The sequence below is a fragment of the Pelobacter seleniigenes DSM 18267 genome, assembly GCF_000711225.1.
Lineage (GTDB): Bacteria > Desulfobacterota > Desulfuromonadia > Desulfuromonadales > Geopsychrobacteraceae > Seleniibacterium > Seleniibacterium seleniigenes.
Genome location: NZ_JOMG01000002.1, coordinates 780,422 through 800,247, shown reverse-complemented (window position 1 = coordinate 800,247; position 19,826 = coordinate 780,422). Strand labels below are relative to the sequence as shown.

Annotated in this window: 17 protein-coding genes, 1 tRNA gene and 1 pseudogene; 14 read left to right on the top strand and 5 right to left on the bottom strand. The window is 49.4% G+C overall.

The window, feature by feature from the left end:
• Window positions 1-331: 331 nt before the first annotated feature.
• On the top strand, window positions 332-781 hold the full coding sequence (locus tag N909_RS0106325) for a hypothetical protein (protein ID WP_029913078.1): 450 nt from the start codon (window positions 332-334) through the stop codon (window positions 779-781).
• A 23-nt stretch (window positions 782-804) separates the two neighbouring features.
• Window positions 805-1,431: a hypothetical protein gene (locus N909_RS24485; RefSeq protein WP_029913076.1), complete on the top strand. Its 627-nt coding sequence runs from the start codon at window positions 805-807 to the stop codon at window positions 1,429-1,431.
• Window positions 1,432-1,690: 259 nt separating this feature from the next.
• On the opposite strand, the gene N909_RS0106315 is transcribed toward N909_RS24485, so the two are convergent.
• From N909_RS0106315 to N909_RS0106305, 3 genes are all read right to left on the bottom strand, one after another.
• Complete coding sequence (locus N909_RS0106315; RefSeq protein ID WP_211253928.1) at window positions 1,691-3,601, bottom strand: alpha/beta hydrolase family protein; 1,911 nt, start codon at window positions 3,599-3,601, stop codon at window positions 1,691-1,693.
• 17 nt (window positions 3,602-3,618) lie between these two features.
• Window positions 3,619-4,272 carry a lamin tail domain-containing protein gene (locus tag N909_RS0106310; RefSeq protein ID WP_029913073.1) on the bottom strand — a complete coding sequence of 218 codons (654 nt, stop codon included), beginning with the start codon at window positions 4,270-4,272 and terminating at the stop codon, window positions 3,619-3,621.
• 160 nt (window positions 4,273-4,432) lie between these two features.
• Window positions 4,433-5,515, bottom strand: coding sequence for a porin (locus N909_RS0106305; protein WP_029913070.1), 1,083 nt, complete (start codon window positions 5,513-5,515; stop codon window positions 4,433-4,435).
• 882 nt (window positions 5,516-6,397) lie between these two features.
• Here N909_RS0106305 and N909_RS0106300 point away from each other — a divergent pair.
• The 8 genes and pseudogenes from N909_RS0106300 to N909_RS25205 form a co-directional block, all read left to right on the top strand.
• Window positions 6,398-7,285, top strand: coding sequence for a MurR/RpiR family transcriptional regulator (locus N909_RS0106300; protein ID WP_029913067.1), 888 nt, complete (start codon window positions 6,398-6,400; stop codon window positions 7,283-7,285).
• Window positions 7,286-7,481: 196 nt separating this feature from the next.
• Window positions 7,482-9,023, top strand: coding sequence for an ABC transporter substrate-binding protein (locus tag N909_RS0106295; protein WP_029913064.1), 1,542 nt, complete (start codon window positions 7,482-7,484; stop codon window positions 9,021-9,023).
• A gap of 6 nt (window positions 9,024-9,029) precedes the next feature.
• On the top strand, window positions 9,030-9,947 hold the full coding sequence (locus N909_RS0106290) for an ABC transporter permease (protein ID WP_029913061.1): 918 nt from the start codon (window positions 9,030-9,032) through the stop codon (window positions 9,945-9,947).
• 16 nt (window positions 9,948-9,963) lie between these two features.
• Window positions 9,964-10,869 (top strand): ABC transporter permease, encoded by a 906-nt coding sequence (locus N909_RS0106285; protein ID WP_029913058.1) that lies wholly within the window; start codon window positions 9,964-9,966, stop codon window positions 10,867-10,869.
• Window positions 10,870-10,881: 12 nt separating this feature from the next.
• Entirely contained in the window at window positions 10,882-12,870 is a 1,989-nt protein-coding gene (locus N909_RS0106280) for an ABC transporter ATP-binding protein (protein ID WP_036682951.1), read from the top strand.
• A 92-nt stretch (window positions 12,871-12,962) separates the two neighbouring features.
• Complete coding sequence (locus tag N909_RS0106275; protein WP_155005882.1) at window positions 12,963-13,769, top strand: alpha/beta hydrolase family protein; 807 nt, start codon at window positions 12,963-12,965, stop codon at window positions 13,767-13,769.
• Window positions 13,770-13,782: 13 nt separating this feature from the next.
• Complete coding sequence (locus tag N909_RS0106270) at window positions 13,783-14,595, top strand: alpha/beta fold hydrolase (protein WP_051689573.1); 813 nt, start codon at window positions 13,783-13,785, stop codon at window positions 14,593-14,595.
• Window positions 14,596-14,794: 199 nt separating this feature from the next.
• Window positions 14,795-14,899 (top strand): annotated as a pseudogene (locus tag N909_RS25205) (transposase); the annotation flags it as partial.
• A 177-nt stretch (window positions 14,900-15,076) separates the two neighbouring features.
• Here the strand turns inward: N909_RS25205 and N909_RS0106265 are convergent.
• Window positions 15,077-15,152, bottom strand: a tRNA-Phe gene (locus N909_RS0106265).
• Window positions 15,153-15,523: 371 nt separating this feature from the next.
• On the opposite strand from N909_RS0106265, the gene aroF reads away from it, so the two are divergent.
• From aroF to serC, 3 genes are read left to right on the top strand one after another with little or no spacing between them, the layout of a single operon-like run.
• Window positions 15,524-16,549, top strand: a complete 1,026-nt coding sequence (gene aroF, locus N909_RS0106260; protein ID WP_029913044.1) for a 3-deoxy-7-phosphoheptulonate synthase — start codon at window positions 15,524-15,526, stop codon at window positions 16,547-16,549.
• A gap of 43 nt (window positions 16,550-16,592) precedes the next feature.
• Window positions 16,593-16,880, top strand: a complete 288-nt coding sequence (locus tag N909_RS0106255; protein ID WP_029913041.1) for a hypothetical protein — start codon at window positions 16,593-16,595, stop codon at window positions 16,878-16,880.
• Window positions 16,881-16,926: 46 nt separating this feature from the next.
• Window positions 16,927-18,015, top strand: a complete 1,089-nt coding sequence (gene serC / locus N909_RS0106250; RefSeq protein ID WP_029913038.1) for a 3-phosphoserine/phosphohydroxythreonine transaminase — start codon at window positions 16,927-16,929, stop codon at window positions 18,013-18,015.
• Between the two features lie 62 nt (window positions 18,016-18,077).
• Here the strand turns inward: serC and N909_RS0106245 are convergent, their stop codons facing one another.
• Entirely contained in the window at window positions 18,078-18,455 is a 378-nt protein-coding gene (locus N909_RS0106245) for a PilZ domain-containing protein (protein WP_029913035.1), read from the bottom strand.
• A gap of 325 nt (window positions 18,456-18,780) precedes the next feature.
• On the opposite strand from N909_RS0106245, the gene N909_RS0106240 reads away from it, so the two are divergent.
• Window positions 18,781-19,707 (top strand): VanZ family protein, encoded by a 927-nt coding sequence (locus N909_RS0106240; RefSeq protein ID WP_029913031.1) that lies wholly within the window; start codon window positions 18,781-18,783, stop codon window positions 19,705-19,707.
• Window positions 19,708-19,826 lie beyond the last annotated feature (119 nt).

Genomic DNA, 19,826 nt, shown 5'->3' with positions numbered 1-19,826 from the left:
CGGCACCCTGTTGACGCAATACCAATAGGGCTGTGCCAGCTTCCCTTCATTGAAAACCGCTCTGGCAGTGATAAAATCTAAGGACCCATTCCTCGCTCTCATCTCCTGAAGCTTTTGAATCTTTCCAGGAGCCGTTATCTGAAATTGCAGGACATGAAAACGGTTCCGTTAGGAAAGGTTTTTCCCTTTTGGAAAAAATCGAGTTGCCACTCCTGGCATTTTTTCAATGTAAAGTCATTTTGGTTTCTCCGCTGGTTGTGGCTCAAGTCTCAACGGGCAATGTTGTTTTCATTTGGGGACAGGTGGAAAAAACGGGTGAGAGGAGGCAAAAATGAAGACTTTCAGGAAAAGTATTTTGTTTGTTCTGGCGATTTTTGTCATGATGGGATGTGCTAAGGTCGTCGTGAAGTCGGATACCGACCCAAATGTAAATTTCTCAGCTATTAAAACGATATACGTGCAGAAGTTTGAGCCAGACAAGAGGGGGTTGGAGAAAATCATCGCGGACAAATTGAACGATTTCGGTTTCCAGGCCTCAACCGGGAGCGAGGAAACTCCACCCTATTCGGTTGATGCCATTGTGACTTACCATGACCGGTGGATGTGGGATATGACCAATTACATGCTTGAAATCAACATTGAATTCGTCGATCCCAAGTCGCACTTCGTGTTTGCGTCCGGAAAATCATATCGCACGTCGCTGGCCAGGAAACCTCCGGAAGAGATGATCGACGAAGTCCTCAGGGACTTGCTTGCGGACAAAATAGCTCTGCCACAATAACCTTCAGCAAGGAGACAATAGCCATGAGATTATTCTCAAGACTCATGTTCGTCGTATTGCTGTCCGGTTGCGCTGTTGGCAATCAATACGATTACCGGTCCAGTTCCATCTCCTTGCCGCTCAAGGCCACCCGGAATGCCGGTCTTATTCTGTCCGTTCAGGATTTCAGACCCTATGTGCAAAATGGCAGCAAACCAGCCAATTTCGTGGGACTTCAACGAGGTGGATTTGGAAATCCCTTCACTGTGACGACCTCCTCAGGAAAGCCCCTGGCGGAAGACATGGCGATAGCGATTGCCAGGGCCTTGAGTGAGGTGGGTTATCGGGTGCAAACGGTGCCGGGAACCTTGCCCCTGCAAGATTTGTCTGCCAAGGCGCAAGGCTCAGCAGCAAGCAGGATCGTTTTGCTTAACGTGAACGAGTGGAAATCAGATATTTTCATGAGCATAACGGTGCACTGTGCCCTGGTCCTGAAAATTCTCAATCCGGCTGGCGCAGAGCTAGCCGAAAGCTCAATGAAATTTGAGGAAGAGATTGGCGGCGCGCAAATGGGCGGGTCCAAGAACTCGTCGGTCGTTTCCAGGGAATTCGCCAAACGGATCGGTTATCTGTTCAACAAGGAGGAAATCCGGGCGGCTTTGTCGCTATGAGCAATAGGAGCTTGTTCGGGAGGAAGAGGAGGGCCGTTTGCCGTTGGCAGGCTGTCGTTACGGCTGGCAATCGACCGGAATCTTTTACGTAAGCTTATTTCGCGCTGCAAGGAGGATTCCTTGCAGCGCGATTAGAGGAAAAATCTTGATCTAATGACGACGGTTGGCAACCAAGCCTATTCCTTCCGAATTACGAGCAGGCCCTTCTGGATCATCATGGGGAAGCTTTTTTATTAATCTATGCCAAAAGCTGTTGCTACTAAAGAGGGAGGTAGCACACTGTATTTGACAGCAACACCATGATAAATACGAGGCAAGTGATCATCGGCCCAAGATAAATCCGGCCAGTCAGCTTAAAGAAATAGCGGTTAAAATAGGGTAAAACAAACATCATTGGAACCACTCCGAAGAGCAAATTGACATAGAGCCAACCATCAGTCCAATATACCGTCCCGGTGAAGGCAAAAGTCACATACTGAACCAAGACAATCAGCATGAGCCCAAGCGAGTTGGCGATACCTGCCAGCAGCATACTCCACCATTCCTTCTGTCCTTCCAGCCTTAACGACCCGTTTGCTCTTAATGAGTTTGAGAGAAAGAATATGAAGAAAAACGGTGCATACATCATAAGTAGAATGACTTGTTCCTTCTGAAACGGCCTGACGCCCATGAAAAGGAAGCGGTAATCCACATGGAAGAAGTAGTAGATCGCAAAGAGAACCATGTAGTACCCGAGGAACACGCATATTGCTAACAGGAATGTTCTCCAAAGTTCTCTCAATGTGATCTCAACACCCCACATTTCCGGTTTGACCTCGTTCCTTCTTCCAATAAACCAGTAAGAAAGAAAGAAGAAGATAAATCCAATGGTGCCGTTAAGCACGGCCCACAGCATCACACCATTATTCATGCGTTGCGGAAAGAACCAGGTCATGATGCGTTTTGATGCATCTGGAAACAGCACTTTGGAGAGCTCCGCCATGGGAATGTAGGAGAAGCAGGCGATTAAAGCACTGACAATGAGTATGGCCCAGAAAATCACGAGACCTTTTCCACGAGGCCAGGGGCGAGCCACTGGAGTCGTTTTTATCAGGCTTGAAAAATAAGGGACATTGGCAAGGATAAAGCCTGCCAGTGGAATCAGCATCACCATGGCCGCAACCATGGATACCATGCTCAGCAGCTCTTTCCATACCCACACTTGATTGGTGCTTTTGATCGGGCTTTTCCAATCGAAAACTTTTTCGAAATAATCGAGCTGGTTTGCTGTCGCCTCATTGATATAGGGTTGAAACGGATGAAGGATTTTCTCGTTGAACACCACCCGCAGGTTGCGATCAGCGGCCCTTCCGTAAAAGTGCCCCAGTTCCACTTCTTTGACCGGAGCTTCGCCGGCCAGTTTAAGCCCTGAGTTCACGGCGCGCAGCGATTCAGGTGCAATGCGCATATCGCCGTTTCCCTGTTCATTCCGGTAAGCACCTTCATCATAGTAGGCATAGCTGATGCCGACATTGGCCCTGACATGCTTGAGAACGGAATCCTTAAGCGTCAACACGTAACCGGATACAAAAACTGATTGCAGCTTGCTCAGTTTCCCCGTCTGCGTGGCTTCCTTCCCGAAATAGGCTGCTCCGCGAATCGCGGCATTTCCGCCAGCTGAGTGTCCGGTCGCGGCGATGCGGTTTTTATCGATGTAGTTCAGGTTCGGGGTGTCGTAGGCATAATCGACCAGCGCAAACATGCCGTACCCTTCTGTCGTTGCCGATGTACGGCTGAGAGAGGAACTGGAACTTCCCTGCGCGTACGGATCGATCGACATGACGACGATTCCACGCCGTGAGAGTTCGATCGCAATATTGGACAACGCCTCTTTGGAACGCTGGAATCCGGGCACGACCACAACGAGCGGCGCCGGGTTCTCAGCTGTCGCGCTCTTTGGCTTGAAGAGGTCCGCGACAACCCATTGCCCGTTTTGGGTCGGTACTTTTATCGACATGACATTGACTTTGCCGAAGGAGGTTTGAATCAGAGACGCCATGATACTTGAAAGGACAATGATCGAAAGACAGGTGAACAGGAATTTCATCTGCTTCCGGCTGAAACCCTTGCCATCGTGACCTGTTCCCTGCGACTCGGCCGATGGATCGTTTTGGTTGTTACTATCGGTCATGGATCACACCTCATAAATTATTTGCCGCAAACAGCGTGATGTTGCGATACATCGCTGATGTCGTTCTCATCTTTTACAATCCACTGGGAGTTTTCAGCATCCGTCCCGGCTGACTTGGCCCAATCGGTGGTCGGCTCACAGACGGAAGGTTTACGCAGCAGTGTATGGTCTTTGGTTGCTTTAGCGATCCCGGCTACTGCCCAGGCCGTTTTCGGAGCTTTGCCGGGAGTGCCGATAACATCAATCAGGAGGAATTCGCCCGAATCGTTTTTTTGGGCAAGACCGATGGCGTCGTTACCGCTGATGTTCAGGAAGTTCCAGGAAATCTGTCCTTTGATGATCACCGGTTTTTCATCGCTATGCGGACGGGTAATGACATAAGTTCCTTGCGGAGCCAGTGTCCCGGTTAAATCAAGGGGCTTAACAGCATCTCCGTTGTTGATGTTCCAGCCGCCCCCGTCTCTGGCTCTCCACAATTGATAATGCGTCATATCGACGGTTTTGTTAGATGGGTTGTAAAGCTCGATATAATGATTGAATGTCGGTGGCTCACTTGCATTGTGATTATATTCACAATATTCTGAAATAATTAATGATTGCGCATGTAATAAATTGACTGAACCTAAAATAAAAACAGAGACAAAAGCCAAACAGAAATTTCTCATGATCATTAAATTTTCTCCTTATGTCTGTCGTACTTATCTTTAAGTCATTGGAGCCTGCTAAGTGCAGGCTCCAATGAGAAATGAAAGACAAATTTTTCAAAAAACTGACAAAAAACAGTCAGGAATTGGTTATAAGCTTTTAAGTGTAAGCCGTTATTTCTGAGAATTAAAATCTAGCCCTTAATCCAGTGGTCAGAATTTTAATGTCGTCATAATTCGAACCCTTTCGGTCGAGGCTATGGACTTTATATCCGGCATAAAAATCCAGCCACTCTTTTGCGGAGAAAACATAACCAAGACCAATTGAAGAACTTTCGTCGCCTTTTTTACTCCTGTCCTTTGTCATTGCATACATCACTGAAACTGCATGTCTGCCCTTCAAATATCCAACTTTTAGTGACGAGAACTTAGAATCAGGATTGCTTGAGTCATCGTCACTGGATTTACCTACGGCAACAGTTCCGTTAATTCCATTTGAAAGAAGTATTGCGAATGAGCCCCCGACAGTTTTTTCTTTTCCCGTGTCGTTTCCTTCTTCTGTGTCTTCAATCGAATATCCCAATGCACCGCGTAATCTTGTCCCTCCATCAAACTTTTTCTCAAGGCGGACACCGGCCTCAGTGACATCACTATCGTCTTTGGTCCCGTAGCTAATCGCAAGTCTTACCGGTCCAAACTTTGGCGTATCATAACGAACACGGTCGTAACGGCTTTCAAAATCGAGATTGGTCATGGTTTGTGAGATTTTTGGACCGGTCTGACCGAACCTGATAGCTCCACCAAGCAGGGCTGGGTTGGCCCAGTTAATTACATTGGTGCCAGAAAGATCCCGTTCCATGTTTCCGTCTGCTGCTCCAGAACCCTGTCCCAGACTTAATTGCCCGAATCTCTTACTTTTAACATAAACTTCCATATATCTTTCATTGAGAACAGCATCTGATGACTTTGATTCAAAATCCACATCATTGGATGCGTTTGATTGAAACTCAGCCTCAAAAAACGCACCAATGGTAAACTCATTATCTATTGCTGTCTCAGCGTTTAAGTTAAATCGTGTGCTGCTATTGTCATTATCAACATTAAATAATTCTTTGTCAGATCCATCGTCAACGTACATTAATGCACGGTTTATTTGCAGACCCAAGTCGAACTTGACATCATTATATGTACCAAGATCAATCGCATATGATGAAATTGGTATGAGTGAAATAACAACAAGTAATAGAGATTTTCTAAAGAAAGTATTCATAATAAATCCTTTTTGTTATTCTGAAGAAATATTTAATGATAGATTCTGTTTATGATTTATATTTTTAAATTAAATCGTATAAAATTCTCCTTTCTTTTTTATAAGTTATTTATAAAAAAATAATCATAATTTTTCAGGGAATTACTAAAAATTATGATTATGATAATTAAAAATTTGTTTGTATTTTCTTTAAATTTAAAAAATATTTTTATTTAATCTTCCTGGAGATATTAATTACTTAATTTTTTATTCGATTAAAATTCAATATCTACGTGACTCATCGTTCCTCGCTGCGGCAGGCAACGGCGCCTCAAATGAGGAGAGGGAATGCAAAGGGGAATTTTTATATATAAAAAATGGAATAAAAATCCCATAAAAATATTTTATGGTAATAATTTCCCAAAACATATAGCGGGATATTCATCCAGTCAATAAAAAAATGTTTGAGGAAATCCGGCCCGTCTTTCCTCTGCGAGTCTGAAACACTTAAATTGTCAATACGGTTGTTTTTTGTATTGTCTATTCCTGTGTCGAAAGCTCTATTGTCGACAAATGAAGTGGGGGGGGGGCTGTTCAGGTTTATTGTTGATTTCCCGGCGGGCGCTAATGAGGTGAGGGAAGGGACGAAATTCCAAGCCGCGTGTTTGAGGTTCTGAACCTGAAGGCAAGTCTCACAATAGAGAAAAGCCTACGGTTTCAGCACGCTCAAACAGCTGTAAATTACGCTATATCGTGAAGTTGACAAGTTGTCGGGACCTGGATATTTTCACAGATTCTGCGGATGGACTACTTTTTTTATACTTTTCAAATTGACAAAGAGGGCTTTGTTATATATTTTGGGAAAATATTCCCAAAATAAACAAAAATGGGAGATTGTTTTCGATGACAAATTCAGATTTTATTGGTCGGCTCAAAAGTCTTGACCGCCTAACCAAGAGCGAGGCCAGGGTTTTTGATTTTTTTGAATCCAATTACCCCTTGACGGCTTTTGAAACGATTTCATCAATTGCTGAGAAAGCCGGGGTGGGTAAAGCGACTGTCGGCAGGTTTCTCAAACGTCTCGGCTATGAATCGTTTCAGGATTTCAAAATTGACCTGCAGGCTGGAGTTGTTAATCAACTCGATTCGCCTTTAAGCAGATATTCGGCACAAAAAAGCAAAGCCGGGGAAGCCAAGTCGAACCCACTGAGCGAACATGTCGAAACTTCGATTAAAAATCTTCATAAGACTCGCACTCAGATTGCCCCGGAACAATTGGACGAAGCAGCCAAGCTACTGGCCTCCTGCGAAGGACGTCTGTGCATTATGGGAACAGCAACTTCGCAATCCCTGGCCCACTATTTTTTTCTGTTGGCGAAGCACCTCCGTGACAATGTCGTCCTGCTCGATGCCAGTCTTACTTCCATTCGGCACATGCTTGTTGATGTCGGCCCGAAGGATACTCTGCTGGTCATAACTCATTCCCGCTATGGCACAATGTCTGCGAAGGTCGCCAAGTGGTTCAAAAACTACAACTGTCCAGTTGTTCTGCTGGCGGATAAAGCGGTGACGCTGGCTTCAACTTACGCAGACATTCAGCTGCTAACCAGTTCGCATGGAACCCCCCTGTTTAATAGCAGGGTCGCGTCAATGGTCGTTATAGAATCGTTATTGATCGGCATGGCTCCTTATCTCGAAGAAGAATTCATCAAACGTCATGACCTTTTCAATGAACTGAGAAAAGAGTTCAGCTTTGGCAAGTCAATATCAAATAAAAACGGCTCAATATAAGGCGCAGCACATATTTTTAAATATTGTCACTTATTTGCTTGTCGTGACCAACTAAAGTCAGCACTGCTTTAATCCGCGCTATGTTCACCTGACTCTTCTTTGGGGATGTACTGCCGTCGGATCTTCCGCCTGACTCGATGTGTGGGACAGGGTGGGAGCTAGCTTCAATCAGGCCCTTTATCTAATGGAGGATAGCATGAGGTTTGCTCGAAGTATTGTGTATGCGCTGATCGTGGCAACAAGCGCGCTGTCGCTATCTATTGCTCCCGATGCACTGGCAGCAAAGTCGGATGATACTCTGGTCGTCGGTACGACAAGGGGGGTTGCGACTGTTGACAGGCTCTATTCAGTGAAAAGAGAAGGTCTGATCCTCTCTCGTCTTACCGACGATGGCCTGTTTATGGTCGATCCGGAGACTCTGGACTATGTGCCATTGGCAGCTAAATCTTACCAATATCAGGATGATGTAACCCTGGATATTACCCTGCGCGATGGGATCAAATTCCACGACGGCAGCCCTTTCGGCGCAGATGACGTTGTTTATACCTACAACTGGATGTTGGATGAAAATCAGAAGACCTCACGGGGCACCGTTATTCAGCGCTGGCTGAAGAGCGTCCAGAAATTGGACGAAAAGACCGTACGCTTCAATCTGAAGTTCGATTATCCGCTCGTCTTTCGCGACATGGCCATCACCGTCATGCTCCGTAAAAAAGGCACCTACGATACCGAAGAGGGAATAAAGGCTTCTTCCTTTGGTGTCAATGGTATTGGTCCCTATAGGGTCGTCGAATTCGAACCCGGCAAAGACGTTATCTTGGAGCGCTTTGCAGATTACTACGCTGACAGTCCGAAGGGACGACCGGCGATCAAATACATCAAGTTCCGAGTCATTCCCGACATCGGTACTCAACAGGCGGAACTGATGAGCGGAGGGATCCAGTTTCTCTACGGAGTGCCAATTGATATTGCCGAAAATATCGGTCGAACCGGACGCGCAAACTACCTGACCGGCGGAGATGTCACGGTTGCTTTTATGATTCTTGACGCTGCCGGTTATACAGCTAAAAACAACCCCTTCACCAAGCTTGAAGTGCGACGCGCTTTCAACTATGCCATCAACCGCGAAGCGATCGTCAAGAATATTACCCGGGGGGCGTCGGTTGTCCTCAACACCCCTTGTCACCCGCTGCAGTTTGGTTGCTCTCAGGATGTAACCAAGTATGAGTACAACCCGGCCAAGGCCAAAGAGTTATTGGCTGAAGCTGGTTATCCCAATGGTTTTGAGTTCGATCTTTGGGCATACCGCGAAAAACCGGTCGCCGAGGCGATCATGGGCGACCTGGCGAAAATCGGCGTAACTGCAAAGATGCGCTATGTAAAAAGCACCGCCCTCGGTAAAGCCCGCAAGAGTCGTGAAACCCAGGTGATTTTCGCAGCCTGGGGTGCCGGTGGCACTGCCGATGCCGCAATGACCCTGAACAATCACTTTTCACTCGACTCTGATCGTGACTTCACTGGTGATGCAGAGGTTTCCCAACTCGTCGCGGACGCTGAGAAGGTTCGTGACAAAAAAGTGCGCGCCGAACTTTACCAGAAGGCACTCACACGGATTACAGACCAAGCCTACTGGGTTCCGATTTTTGGCTTCTCGCAGAACTATTTAACGTCAAAGGACCTTAATTTTGCTCCGCCGAAAGACGGGCTGCCGCGGCTTTATCAGGCTTCCTGGAGGTAATTTGAAATGTTGAGATTCGCAATTCAGCGTGGTGTCGCTGCTCTTCTGGTCGCCATCACGGTCTCCGTTGCCACCTTTATTCTGCTGAATTTTTCAACCGACCCGGCTCAGACGATTGCCGGGGAAGAGGCGGATCAGGCAGTTGTCGAAGCAATCCGCCATGAATACGGGTTTGACCGTCCTATCATCGTGCAGTATGGGGACTGGTTAGGCGGAGTTCTCTCCGGGGATTTCGGTGAAAGCTACTTCTGGCATCAGCCGGTTGCGAAGCTCATAGCAAAACATGCTCCAGTGACCATTAAACTTGCCTTCTCGGCGATAATGGTCACTCTTATCATCGCTATTCCGCTGGGTGTAGCCGCGGCCCTCCGGCCAAATTCAATCATTGATCGCTTTGCCCTGACCGTGGCTGTATCAGCGCAGGCGGTTCCGAATTTCTGGTTGGGGGTGATGATGATTATTTTGTTCGCGGTAATGATACCTATATTCCCCGTATCGGGCGACGAGACTTGGCTCCACTTTGTCCTTCCCGCATTCGTGCTCGGGACCAGTTCGGTTCCCGCGGTCATGCGTCTGACCAGGACCGGGCTGCTTGACGTCATGTCTTCCGATTATATTCGCACCGCCAGGGCCAAGGGTTTTCGCGGTACCCCCTTGATCATGCATCACGCGCTACGCAATGCGATGCTTCCGATCGTCAGTGTCATTGCCGTACAACTGGGAAGCAAGTTGGGTGGCTCGGTGATCACCGAAGCGGTATTCGCCCTTAATGGGCTGGGGCGTCTGGCCATCGAATCAATCTTTGGTGCGGACATTCCGACGGTGCAGATGCTTGTTTTTATATTTGCCCTGACGTTTGTATTCCTAACCTTTATATCAGATGTATTGAATGCCTGGGTCGATCCGCGCATTCGCCTTGGCTAAGGAGGCGGGGGATTTCATGGCTAGCGAAAACAACCCTGTTACTGAGGATATTGAAGTTCAAGATATAACTCCCAATCAAGCAACCTGGAACCGCATTAAGGCCCACCGGGGGCTTCAAATCGGTTTCGGAATACTGTCGCTGATGGCGCTCTGTGCTCTAGCTGCCCCCTTACTGGCACCGTACGACCCCTACGACCAAGTCCTGAGCCAACGGCTGATACCGCCGGTATGGACCGAGTTCGGTACCTGGGACCACCTGCTTGGCACTGACCACCTTGGTCGGGACTATCTCAGTCGACTGTTGTTCGGGACCAGAATTTCACTGTTGATCGGGCTGGGCGCCGCTGCCATTGGTGGTTGTATCGGCGTTTCCTTGGGGGTTCTGGCTGGATATTTCGGTGGAAAAGTCGATCAGGCTATCAATTTTATTCTCACTTGCAAACTGGCTCTACCGAATCTGTTGATCACCATGGCACTGGTGTTTCTTATCGGCCCTTCGGTAAAGGTGGTCATTTTCATCATCGGCGCCATGCACTGGACTTTTTTCCTCGTCGTATCGCGCGCAGCAACCTTGCGGGTCAAAGAGCTTGATTACATAGCCTCCGCTGAGGCAATCGGCTGCAACAAGTGGCAGATCATATGGCATGAGATTATTCCTAATTTGCTGAACCAGATCATCGTTGTCTTCACCCTCGAAGTCGGCGTTGCGATCCTGAGTGAATCAGCTCTGTCCTTCCTGGGGCTCGGTGTTCCTGCCCCCAATCCTTCATGGGGGCTGATGATCGCTGAAGGGAAAGCGGCAATGTTCTATCAACCCTGGCTGGTTATCATTCCAGGTATTGCGCTTTTTATTTTAGTGGTAAGTATCAATCTGCTCGGCGATGGTGCGCGTGACGTCACCGCACCGGAACACAGAAGTTAACGGGGAAAGTGCATGAGTCGGCAAGAAAAGATTTTGCAGCTGAAGCAATTGTCTGTTGTTCTGCCGTTGGTCAACGGGGATCTCCACGCGGTTCGGGATGTCAGTCTTGAATTGGCGCAAGGAGAAACCCTCGGCATCGTCGGGGAGTCGGGGTCCGGTAAATCCATGACCGCTCTGGCACTGCTGAACCTGCTGCCGAAAAAAGCGCGCCGCAGTGCAGAGCAGATAAGGCTTAAAGATATCGACCTGCTTTGCTCCACGGAAAAGGAACTGGCCAGCAACATCCTCGGCAAGCGGGTCGGGATGATTTTTCAGGAGCCGATGACATCGTTGAACCCGGTCTACACCATCGGCAGACAACTTTCGGAAACGATGCTGATGCGCAAAACGGTCTCGACCAGGCAGGCCGAAGAGCGCGCCGTTTACCTGTTGGAAAAAGTGGGGCTCAAGGGCGCCGCCAGCCGCCTCAAGCAGTATCCACATCAGCTCTCTGGAGGCCAACGGCAGCGCGTTATGATCGCCATGGCGTTGATGAATGACCCGGAACTGCTGATCGCTGACGAGCCGACCACCGCACTTGACGTCACTGTGCAGGCTCAGATTCTCAGGCTGCTAAAAGAATTACAAACCGAGTTTGGCATGTCCCTCATCCTTATTACTCACGACCTGGGAGTTGTTTCCCGCATGGCGGATAAGGTTGCCGTTATGTATGCCGGGCAAATTGTAGAGAATGGCAAAGTGGATGAGGTGCTGAGCAGGCCGCGCCATCCCTATACCAATGGTCTGTTGGGCTGTGTGCCGGAACCGGAAATGGGGGAGCGTGGAGAAAGACTCGGATCCATTCCGGGTTTCGTACCGGCAATGATCGGTCAACAGCAGGGCTGCAGTTTTGCGCCGAGATGTCCTCGTGTCCTCAAAAAATGTTGGCAGTGCATTCCGGAGCGAACAACTATAAATGACACTGTCGATTATCTTTGTCATAACCCGAATCCGGTGCTCTCCACGAGAGAGTGTGTGATAGAGGGCAAGAAGAGAGCACAGGTTAAGGACCAGCCTTTTATTCAGGTGCGGGCTGTCGAACAGATATTTACTGTCCGTCCGAACTTTATGAAGCCCAAACAATACCTCAGGGCGGTCGCTGGTGTCGATCTGGAGATCAGGCGCGGCGAAGTTCTCGCTCTGGTTGGTGAATCAGGGTGTGGCAAGAGCACCCTGGCGAAAGTCATTCTCGGTTTGAACGAGCCGACCAGCGGCAAGGTTCTTTTCGATGGAAAACCTCTGGCCGAACTTCATAATCACAAGCGCGCACAACTGATCCAGCCAATTTTTCAAGACCCCTTTTCCTCCTTGAATCCGCGCAGGACCATCGGCGAGATCATCCGGCGGCCATTGGAGGTACTGGGGATCGGGGAGAAAGAATGGCGTCGTCAGGAAGCCATCAGAATGATGGGATTGGTCGGCTTGCCTGAACGTTTCTACCACCGTTTTCCTAATCAGCTCTCTGGTGGGCAACGACAACGAGCAGCGATCGCGAGAGCGATTATTGTGAAACCGGAAGTTGTAATCTGCGACGAACCAACGTCCGCACTGGATGTCTCAGTGCAATCGCAGATCCTTAACCTGCTGCTGGAGCTGAGAGATGAATTGAACCTTTCATATATGTTCATCAGCCACAACCTGTCCGTGGTCGGCTATATGGCAAATCGCATTGCAGTCATGTACTTGGGAAAAATCGTCGAGATCGGCAGTACCAGGGATATCTTCAACAATCCGCAGCATCCATATACAAAGGGGTTGCTCGGTTCGGCATTACCTATCGCTCCCGGAGCAGGCGTGCCGGAGACCAAACTGGGTGGAGATTTCCCAAACCCGCTCGACATACCGTCCGGCTGCAGTTTTCATCCGCGCTGTTCCTTGGCAACAGTTGCCTGTAAATCGATCACACCGGAGTTAATCGAAAGCGAAGGCCGCTATGTCCGCTGTAGTGAGGTGGTCAATTGATGAAAAGAAGGTTTCTCTTCCTTGCACTCATCATATCCTGCATTTCAATTAATTTATCTGGTTTGCATGAAGCTTTTGCTAAAGAGTTCCCTGTGGGCAAGGGAACGATGGAGGTCACCCTGGACAGTGCTGACGGGCCGTTTGAGCTACGAGTCTACACCTACCGCCCCGCAGCGGCAGATGCCGACTCTCGAGTCGTCATGGTTATGCATGGTGCCTCGAGAAACGCAGATGATTACCGCGATGTCTGGGTTGATGCTGCAGATAAGTACAACTGCATCATCGTCGCTCCAATGTTTGACAAATTCCGGTTTCCTGGCTCCTGGTCCTACAATATGGGCAACCTTTACTCTGCCACGGGCCATAGAAAGTCGATAAATTCCTCAGCCTTCACCATGGTCGAACAACTATTCAGTAAAATCCGAGCGAAGTATCAGCTCAGAAAGGACAGTTACTACCTGTTCGGGCACAGTGGCGGTGGCCAGTTCGCTCACAGGATGGTGTTGTTTGGCCAAGCACAACGAGCTGAACGAGTCGTGGCGGCAAATTCGGGCGTTTATACGATACCTGCCAAAGCGATTGCGCTCCCCTACGGGACGCAGGATACCGGCTTCGATAGGCAACACTACCAGGCTGTTTATGCTAAAGATCTTACGATTATGGTCGGTGAACGGGACAACAATCCCTACCATAGGATGTTGAATCGTTCAGACGAGGCGATGGCTCAGGGGAGCAACCGCTTGGAGCGGGGGAAGAACTTTTTCAACACCACCAGAACCCATGCGGAACAACTCGGGGTCGACTATCGCTGGAGCTTCAAAATTATTCCGGGGGTTGCACATAGCTCAAGAGGAATGAGCCGGGCCGCGGCAGAATATTTCTTCGATTCCAAACCATAGAATGGACCTTCTCATGACAGAGATCAAAAAAGGCAAAATTCAGTTATCCGGAGGTCAACTCTCCTACCGGGAAGCAGGTTCAGGGGAAACACTCTTTCTTATGCACGGTATGAACGGAAGCTCTGCCAGTTGGGAAAGGCAAATGCAGTTCTTCTGCGCCGATTTCCGGACCGTTGCCTGGGACTGCCCCGGATATGGCGATTCGGATGTCGTCGGAGGTGACGTTGACGATTATGTAAAAGCTCTGATCGAAACCGCCGATCAACTCGGCATTAACCGCATGATTTTGCTTGGACATTCGATGGGAGGGGTGATCGCGGCCCGAGTAGCATGCCGGGCCCCGCAGTTGGTGGCAAAACTTATCATTTCTTCCAGCTTTCCTGGTCGAGCCATGCCTGTGAATACGCCGCTGCCAGAACGCTACACAAAGCGGGTGGAGGATATGGAAAGTCTCTCTCGGGATGAATATGCGAGCAAGAGGGCGATGGCAATGTTACCCGAAGGAACGAACCCGGAGGTTTTTGAAAAAATAAAAGCCATAGCGTCACGGATGCGTAAAGACGGTCTCCTCGCTGTAGCAGATATGGTCGTTCATACTGATAACAGGCCAATTCTGAATCAAATTACCTGTCCGACCCTGGTGATCACTGCTTCTAAAGACAAGGTGGTTCCTTATGAACTGGCGACTGATTTTTTGGAACAAATTCCTAACGTGCATCATGTGAGTTTGGAAGGGGTCGGCCATGCTGCCTACCTTGAAGACCCTCAGAGATACAACGAACTCCTCTCCGAGTTTCTTGCGGATGCCTTTCTACCGGTAAGTTGATGGACCTGGGCTATGATCGATTGATTGTGTAGTTCCTTTTTCATCACACAACCAGGCAGCTTTGGTTCCTGTGGCCGGTGAGAATAGAATCATCGTCGGACGCGGCCTGTTCGCTGGGCATGAAGCAATAGCTTTTGTCCGGGTAGCCGCTCAATGATTCCTAGCTGGCGAAGCTGAGAGCCTGGATGCCGATCTGGCAGTGAAAAACGGATTTCATCGCAAGATGAAGTTGATTCAACGGCGAGCATACGGCTTTAGGAATTTTGAAAATTACAGGTTGCGCGTCAAGGTATTGTGCGGTTAAAAAATAGCAGAAGTTTGATCAGTTTAGTGGTGGGATAAAGTTACCTGCCCCTTTCTTTGGTGTAGACCCGAAAAACGGAACGGCCTTCCGCCCGCAGAACCGAAAACTTATGAACAAGTCTGTTGTCGAAACACAAAAAAGGGTTAGCTAAGATCAGCTAACCCTTTGATTTTTTCATGGTGCCCAGAGACAGAATCGAACTGCCGACACGAGGATTTTCAGTCCTCTGCTCTACCGACTGAGCTATCTGGGCGAAACGAGATCCGTTTATAACTAAAGGGGGCGGGAGTGTCAAGCAAAATGCGAAAATTTTATCAGCTATTTTTTTCTTGCTTGTCTTTTGCGGCTTGTGTAATCTGCATGCACAGAAAGGGGACATATCTCAATGCTGTTTAGCTCTTCCTATTTTAGCTTTTTCTTTTGGTTTATCGGCTTTTTCAGGCCGTTTGCCACGGGGAAGGCTGCGTAGGACGTTAGCACAGCTTAGATAAGCCCTAAACCATGGCAGAACGGCAGGCCGTTTCTCCCATGGTTTTTCTTTTTCATAACACTTGAAAATCAAGGCCGCCGGGAGAACAGGCGGCCTTTTTGCCTTTAACGTCTTTACGACAGAGGAGAGCAAAAATGATTATTGTTATGAAAAAGGGCGCTGGGCAGGCCGAACTTGCCGCAGTTGAAGCGAAAATCATTGAACTGGGTTACGCTCCCCATATCATTTACGGCGAAACCCGCAATGTGATCGGGGCGGTTGGGGAAGAGCACGGCAAGGAAAAGCTGCAGATCCTGCAGTCCATGCCCGGGGTTGAAAATGTTGTACCGATTCTCAAGCCCTATAAACTGGCCAGCCTGGAAGTACAGCCGACCCCTAGCGCCGTAGAGATAGTTCCGGGACTGGTTATTGGTGGGAAAGAATTCGTCGTGGTTGGCGGGCCCTGTTCCGTAGAGAGTCGAGAACAAATCTGCGAAACCGCCGTTGCGGTCAAGGAAGCCGGGGCTCGGTTACTGCGCGGCGGAGCTTATAAGCCAAGGACCAGTCCTTACTCATTCCAGGGGATGGAAGAGGAAGGTTTGAAGCTTCTGGCCGAGGCGCGGGAGATTACCGGGCTGCCGATTGTGACCGAGGTGGTCAACCCGCGGGATGTCGAGTTGGTTGCCCGCTATGCTGACGTTATGCAGGTTGGTGCCCGCAATACCCAGAACTTCGCTTTGCTGAAGCTGCTCGGGCAGTTGGACAAGCCGATTCTGCTCAAACGGGGAATGGCGACCACGATTCAGGAGTTCCTGATGAGTGCCGAATACGTTTTGTCCGAGGGAAATCGACGGGTGATTCTGTGTGAACGCGGAATCCGTACTTTTGAAACAGCAACACGTAATACGCTGGATATTTCTGCTGTGCCGGTGTTAAAACAACAGACGCATCTGCCGGTGATGATCGACCCTTCTCATGCTACCGGGCACGCATCCCTTATTGCACCTATGTCTTATGCGGCTGCTGCGGCAGGAGCCGACGGCTTGCTGGTTGAAGTGCACCCCTGCCCGGAAAAAGCTGCGAGTGACGGTCCCCAGTCGTTGCGACCGGCAGATTTCCACGCGATGATGAAAAAATTGCGTGAATTTGTTAAGGTTGCCGAGCGGACCATGGCGGATTAGGAATATTGCCGCCCGCTGTCGGAATAGCCACGAAGAGGAGCTTATGTATTTTGTCCCGTTGTCGCAGGAAGAAAGTGTCAAGCTGCTGATTCATAGTCTGAAGGCCGCTGCCGGCCTGGCCGATTGTACCATGTGCCCCGCCTATCGGGTGTGCATGCAACAGTGTCTGGTCATTGCCAATTCAGTGGAGCAGATGATGCAAAACGGGACTTTGCCCCGGATCGGAGATGCGCAGGGGAACGATAGCCTCTCGGCGGGTCAGGGTGATAACAAGCCTGATCCGCCCGCAGGTGGGCCTGCTGGAAAAGGCCGTCTGAAAGTTGTGAAGTAGCGTTGGTGGAATAATATTTTAATTATATTGCAGGAGAACCAAGGGAATGGCTGAAAAAGTCTATAATTTTGGCGCGGGTCCCGCCATGTTGCCGGAACCTGTTATGAAAAAAATTCAACAGGAGTGGCTCGATTACCAAGGAATGGGTGTTTCGCTTATTGAGATTAGCCATCGTTCCAAAGAATTTATTGCTCTTATCAATGAAGCCCAGGCCCTGTTCAGAGAACTGACCGGACTGCCGGACAATTACCGCATTTTGTTTATGCATGGCGGCGCACGGATGATGTTTTCGGCGATCCCCTTGAATCTTGCGGAACGGGTTCCGTCAAAGCGGTGCCTCTATGTTGAAACCGGCAATTTCGCACGTCTGGCCGCAGAGGAAGCTGAGTTGTTTTATCCGGTGGAAACCATTGCCAACAGTGCGGCAACGGGATACGACCGGATTCCCGAAATAGCCCCTGAGATGATCGATCCGGCGGCCGCCTATCTGCATATTACCAGTAACAATACGATTTTCGGCACGCGCTGGAATAAGTTCCCGGAAACTTCGGTGCCGCTGGTCGCGGATATGACCTCCGAGTTATTGTCCCGGCGTATCGATTTCAACAAATTCGGGGTGGTTTATGCCGGTTTGCAGAAAAACCTGGGGCCGTCCGGGATGGCCATGGTCATTGTCCGTGAGGATCTGCTCGGCTTTGCAGCCAAACAGACTCCAACCCTGTTCAACTTTGCGCAGTGTGACAAGGATAACTCGCTGACCAATACCACCAATACCTTTGCGATCTACGTGATCAAGCTGGTTCTTGACTGGCTTAAGGAGCAGGGCGGGATTGATGCGATAGAATCGCTTAACCAGAAAAAGGCGGCCCGCCTGTATGAGGTCATTGACGGCAGTGACTTCTATCGCGGGATAGCCCATCCGGAGCACCGTTCGATCATGAATGTATCGTTCCGGCTTGCCTCCGAGGAGCTTGACCGAAAGTTCCTCGCCGAAGCGGATGCCATAGGTTTGTATGCATTGAAAGGTCATCGCAATGCAGGCGGAGTCAGGGCCTCCATCTATAACCCCATGCCTTATGCCGGAGTTGAGAAGCTGGCTGTGTTCATGGAAGAATTTGAGCGGCAAAATCGCTGAGTGAAAAATCGGTAAAAGAGACCAACAGGGCTGAGGTGACGTGACCCAGCCCTGTTTGGTTTTCAGGTTACGGGAAGAGGCGCTTCCGTGTAGTTCTGGATAAAACGTTCCAGCTGGGACAGGGTGGTGCTGCTCAATTCTCCGAAGCGGACACTGCCGCGCCGAACCGGCACCAGGCTGTCACGCAGGCGAAAGTCGGAGATCGATTTGATGGGGATATCGTCCACGATCAGTTCATAATCGTGATAGAGGCTGATTCTCTTGATTTCGGAACGCTTCAGCTTGGGGCCAAGATAGCGAAAAGAAAGGCCTCCTTCGCTGATGTCCATGATGTGGAAGGGGAGCGCTTCAGGACCGGTGTTGATAAGAACCAGGGCACGGTCCATAGCTTTGAATCGTTGATGGTTTCTGACCGGGCTGTACTGAATACGACTTTCCATTTGGCTGCTCCTTCAAGCTTGGCCTGGAATGAACTCTCTCCCCCCCTGATAAATGTGCTGTTCTTTCAAAATAACTGAAGCGCAAACTGCTTTCAATAGCAAGATCGTGAATAAATGTTCAAACCTGCATCAATTATGCCTTTTATTGGTGGGTTTTTTTTCTGAAACTGGCTGCTGTCTGGAACTTGCTGAATAATAAGAAAAATTTTAGTAGAATTGACCTGCTGGCTGTTTCTGCTAAATTTATCACGGAAAACAAGTCGGTTTGCAGGTGGCTGGTTTAGGCGGAGTGTCGATTTCTTTTACAGTCAGGCGGTTGGCAGAGTTGAAAAAACTTCGACTATATTTTTTGCTTCTGCTGGCCTTTATTTGCGGGATGCTTCTTTTTGTTGGCGGTCCGGATAAGTCGACACTGCGTTCGCTCCGTTACGGTTGGGATCTGGGTCACCTGGTCTGCTTCGGGCTATGGTCCTATTTGTATCTGCTCTGGCGAGGACGCAGATCTTTCCTGCGATTGAGCCTGGAAGTTCTTTTGCTCTGTTTGCTCTTTGGGGCTGTAACTGAGCTGCTGCAGGCGCAGATCGGACGCGAGGCAACCATTCAGGACCTTGGTAACGATCTGGTCGGGGGGTTGCTGGGTCTGGCTTTTCTCCCCTCCGGTTTGACCGGCTCGGTGCGGCGGTGGTTATGGAGTTATCGGCTCTTGGTCCTGCTGGTTGTCGGTTGGATTATCTTTCCCATTGCCAAGATGGCGTTGGATGATGTGATTGCCCGGCAACAGTTTCCGCTGCTGTCCGGGTTTGAAACTCCTTTGGAGGTATCACGGTGGGGGGGGAGTGCTTTCAAAACGGTTTCAACGGGTGTGGCTTTCTCAGGCAAGGCGTCCCTGCAGGTCAGGTTCGGTACGCAGCGTTATTCAGGAGTGGCGTTCCGCGAGTTTCCTCGCGACTGGTCAGGTTTTGCCAGGCTGGGACTGGAAATCTTCAGTCCCTATCGAGACAGCTTTAAGATTTACTTGAGAATACATGACCAACTCCATGATAACCAATACACGGATCGCTACAACAGGACCGTGACCCTCATGCCGGGCTGGAATGAGGTGGATGTTTCCCTCCAAGATGTCAGGCGGGCTCCACGCACACGGCAGCTTGATTTGTCCCGGGTGGCGGAGATGGTGTTGTTTGTCGGAAAACTTTCCGCTCCCCGGACTGTGTATATTGACAATGTCGCCCTGATTCCCGCAGGAAAATAGCCGCTTACGAATTGACAAGCCGCCTCTATGGGCATAAAATCCAGACCCCCGGCAGGCATTATTTCTGCCGCTACGCAGGGGCAGTCGAATCATTTATTTAATAAGAAATAAGAAAGGTT

Coding starts and splice junctions, on each gene's coding strand:
- N909_RS0106325 (WP_029913078.1), top strand. CDS start 332: ATGAAGACTTTCAGGAAAAGTATTTTGTTTGTTCTGGCGATTTTTGTC.
- N909_RS24485 (WP_029913076.1), top strand. CDS start 805: ATGAGATTATTCTCAAGACTCATGTTCGTCGTATTGCTGTCCGGTTGC.
- N909_RS0106315 (WP_211253928.1), bottom strand. CDS start 3,601: ATGACCGATAGTAACAACCAAAACGATCCATCGGCCGAGTCGCAGGGA.
- N909_RS0106310 (WP_029913073.1), bottom strand. CDS start 4,272: ATGATCATGAGAAATTTCTGTTTGGCTTTTGTCTCTGTTTTTATTTTA.
- N909_RS0106305 (WP_029913070.1), bottom strand. CDS start 5,515: ATGAATACTTTCTTTAGAAAATCTCTATTACTTGTTGTTATTTCACTC.
- N909_RS0106300 (WP_029913067.1), top strand. CDS start 6,398: ATGACAAATTCAGATTTTATTGGTCGGCTCAAAAGTCTTGACCGCCTA.
- N909_RS0106295 (WP_029913064.1), top strand. CDS start 7,482: ATGAGGTTTGCTCGAAGTATTGTGTATGCGCTGATCGTGGCAACAAGC.
- N909_RS0106290 (WP_029913061.1), top strand. CDS start 9,030: ATGTTGAGATTCGCAATTCAGCGTGGTGTCGCTGCTCTTCTGGTCGCC.
- N909_RS0106285 (WP_029913058.1), top strand. CDS start 9,964: ATGGCTAGCGAAAACAACCCTGTTACTGAGGATATTGAAGTTCAAGAT.
- N909_RS0106280 (WP_036682951.1), top strand. CDS start 10,882: ATGAGTCGGCAAGAAAAGATTTTGCAGCTGAAGCAATTGTCTGTTGTT.
- N909_RS0106270 (WP_051689573.1), top strand. CDS start 13,783: ATGACAGAGATCAAAAAAGGCAAAATTCAGTTATCCGGAGGTCAACTC.
- aroF (WP_029913044.1), top strand. CDS start 15,524: ATGATTATTGTTATGAAAAAGGGCGCTGGGCAGGCCGAACTTGCCGCA.
- N909_RS0106255 (WP_029913041.1), top strand. CDS start 16,593: ATGTATTTTGTCCCGTTGTCGCAGGAAGAAAGTGTCAAGCTGCTGATT.
- serC (WP_029913038.1), top strand. CDS start 16,927: ATGGCTGAAAAAGTCTATAATTTTGGCGCGGGTCCCGCCATGTTGCCG.
- N909_RS0106245 (WP_029913035.1), bottom strand. CDS start 18,455: ATGGAAAGTCGTATTCAGTACAGCCCGGTCAGAAACCATCAACGATTC.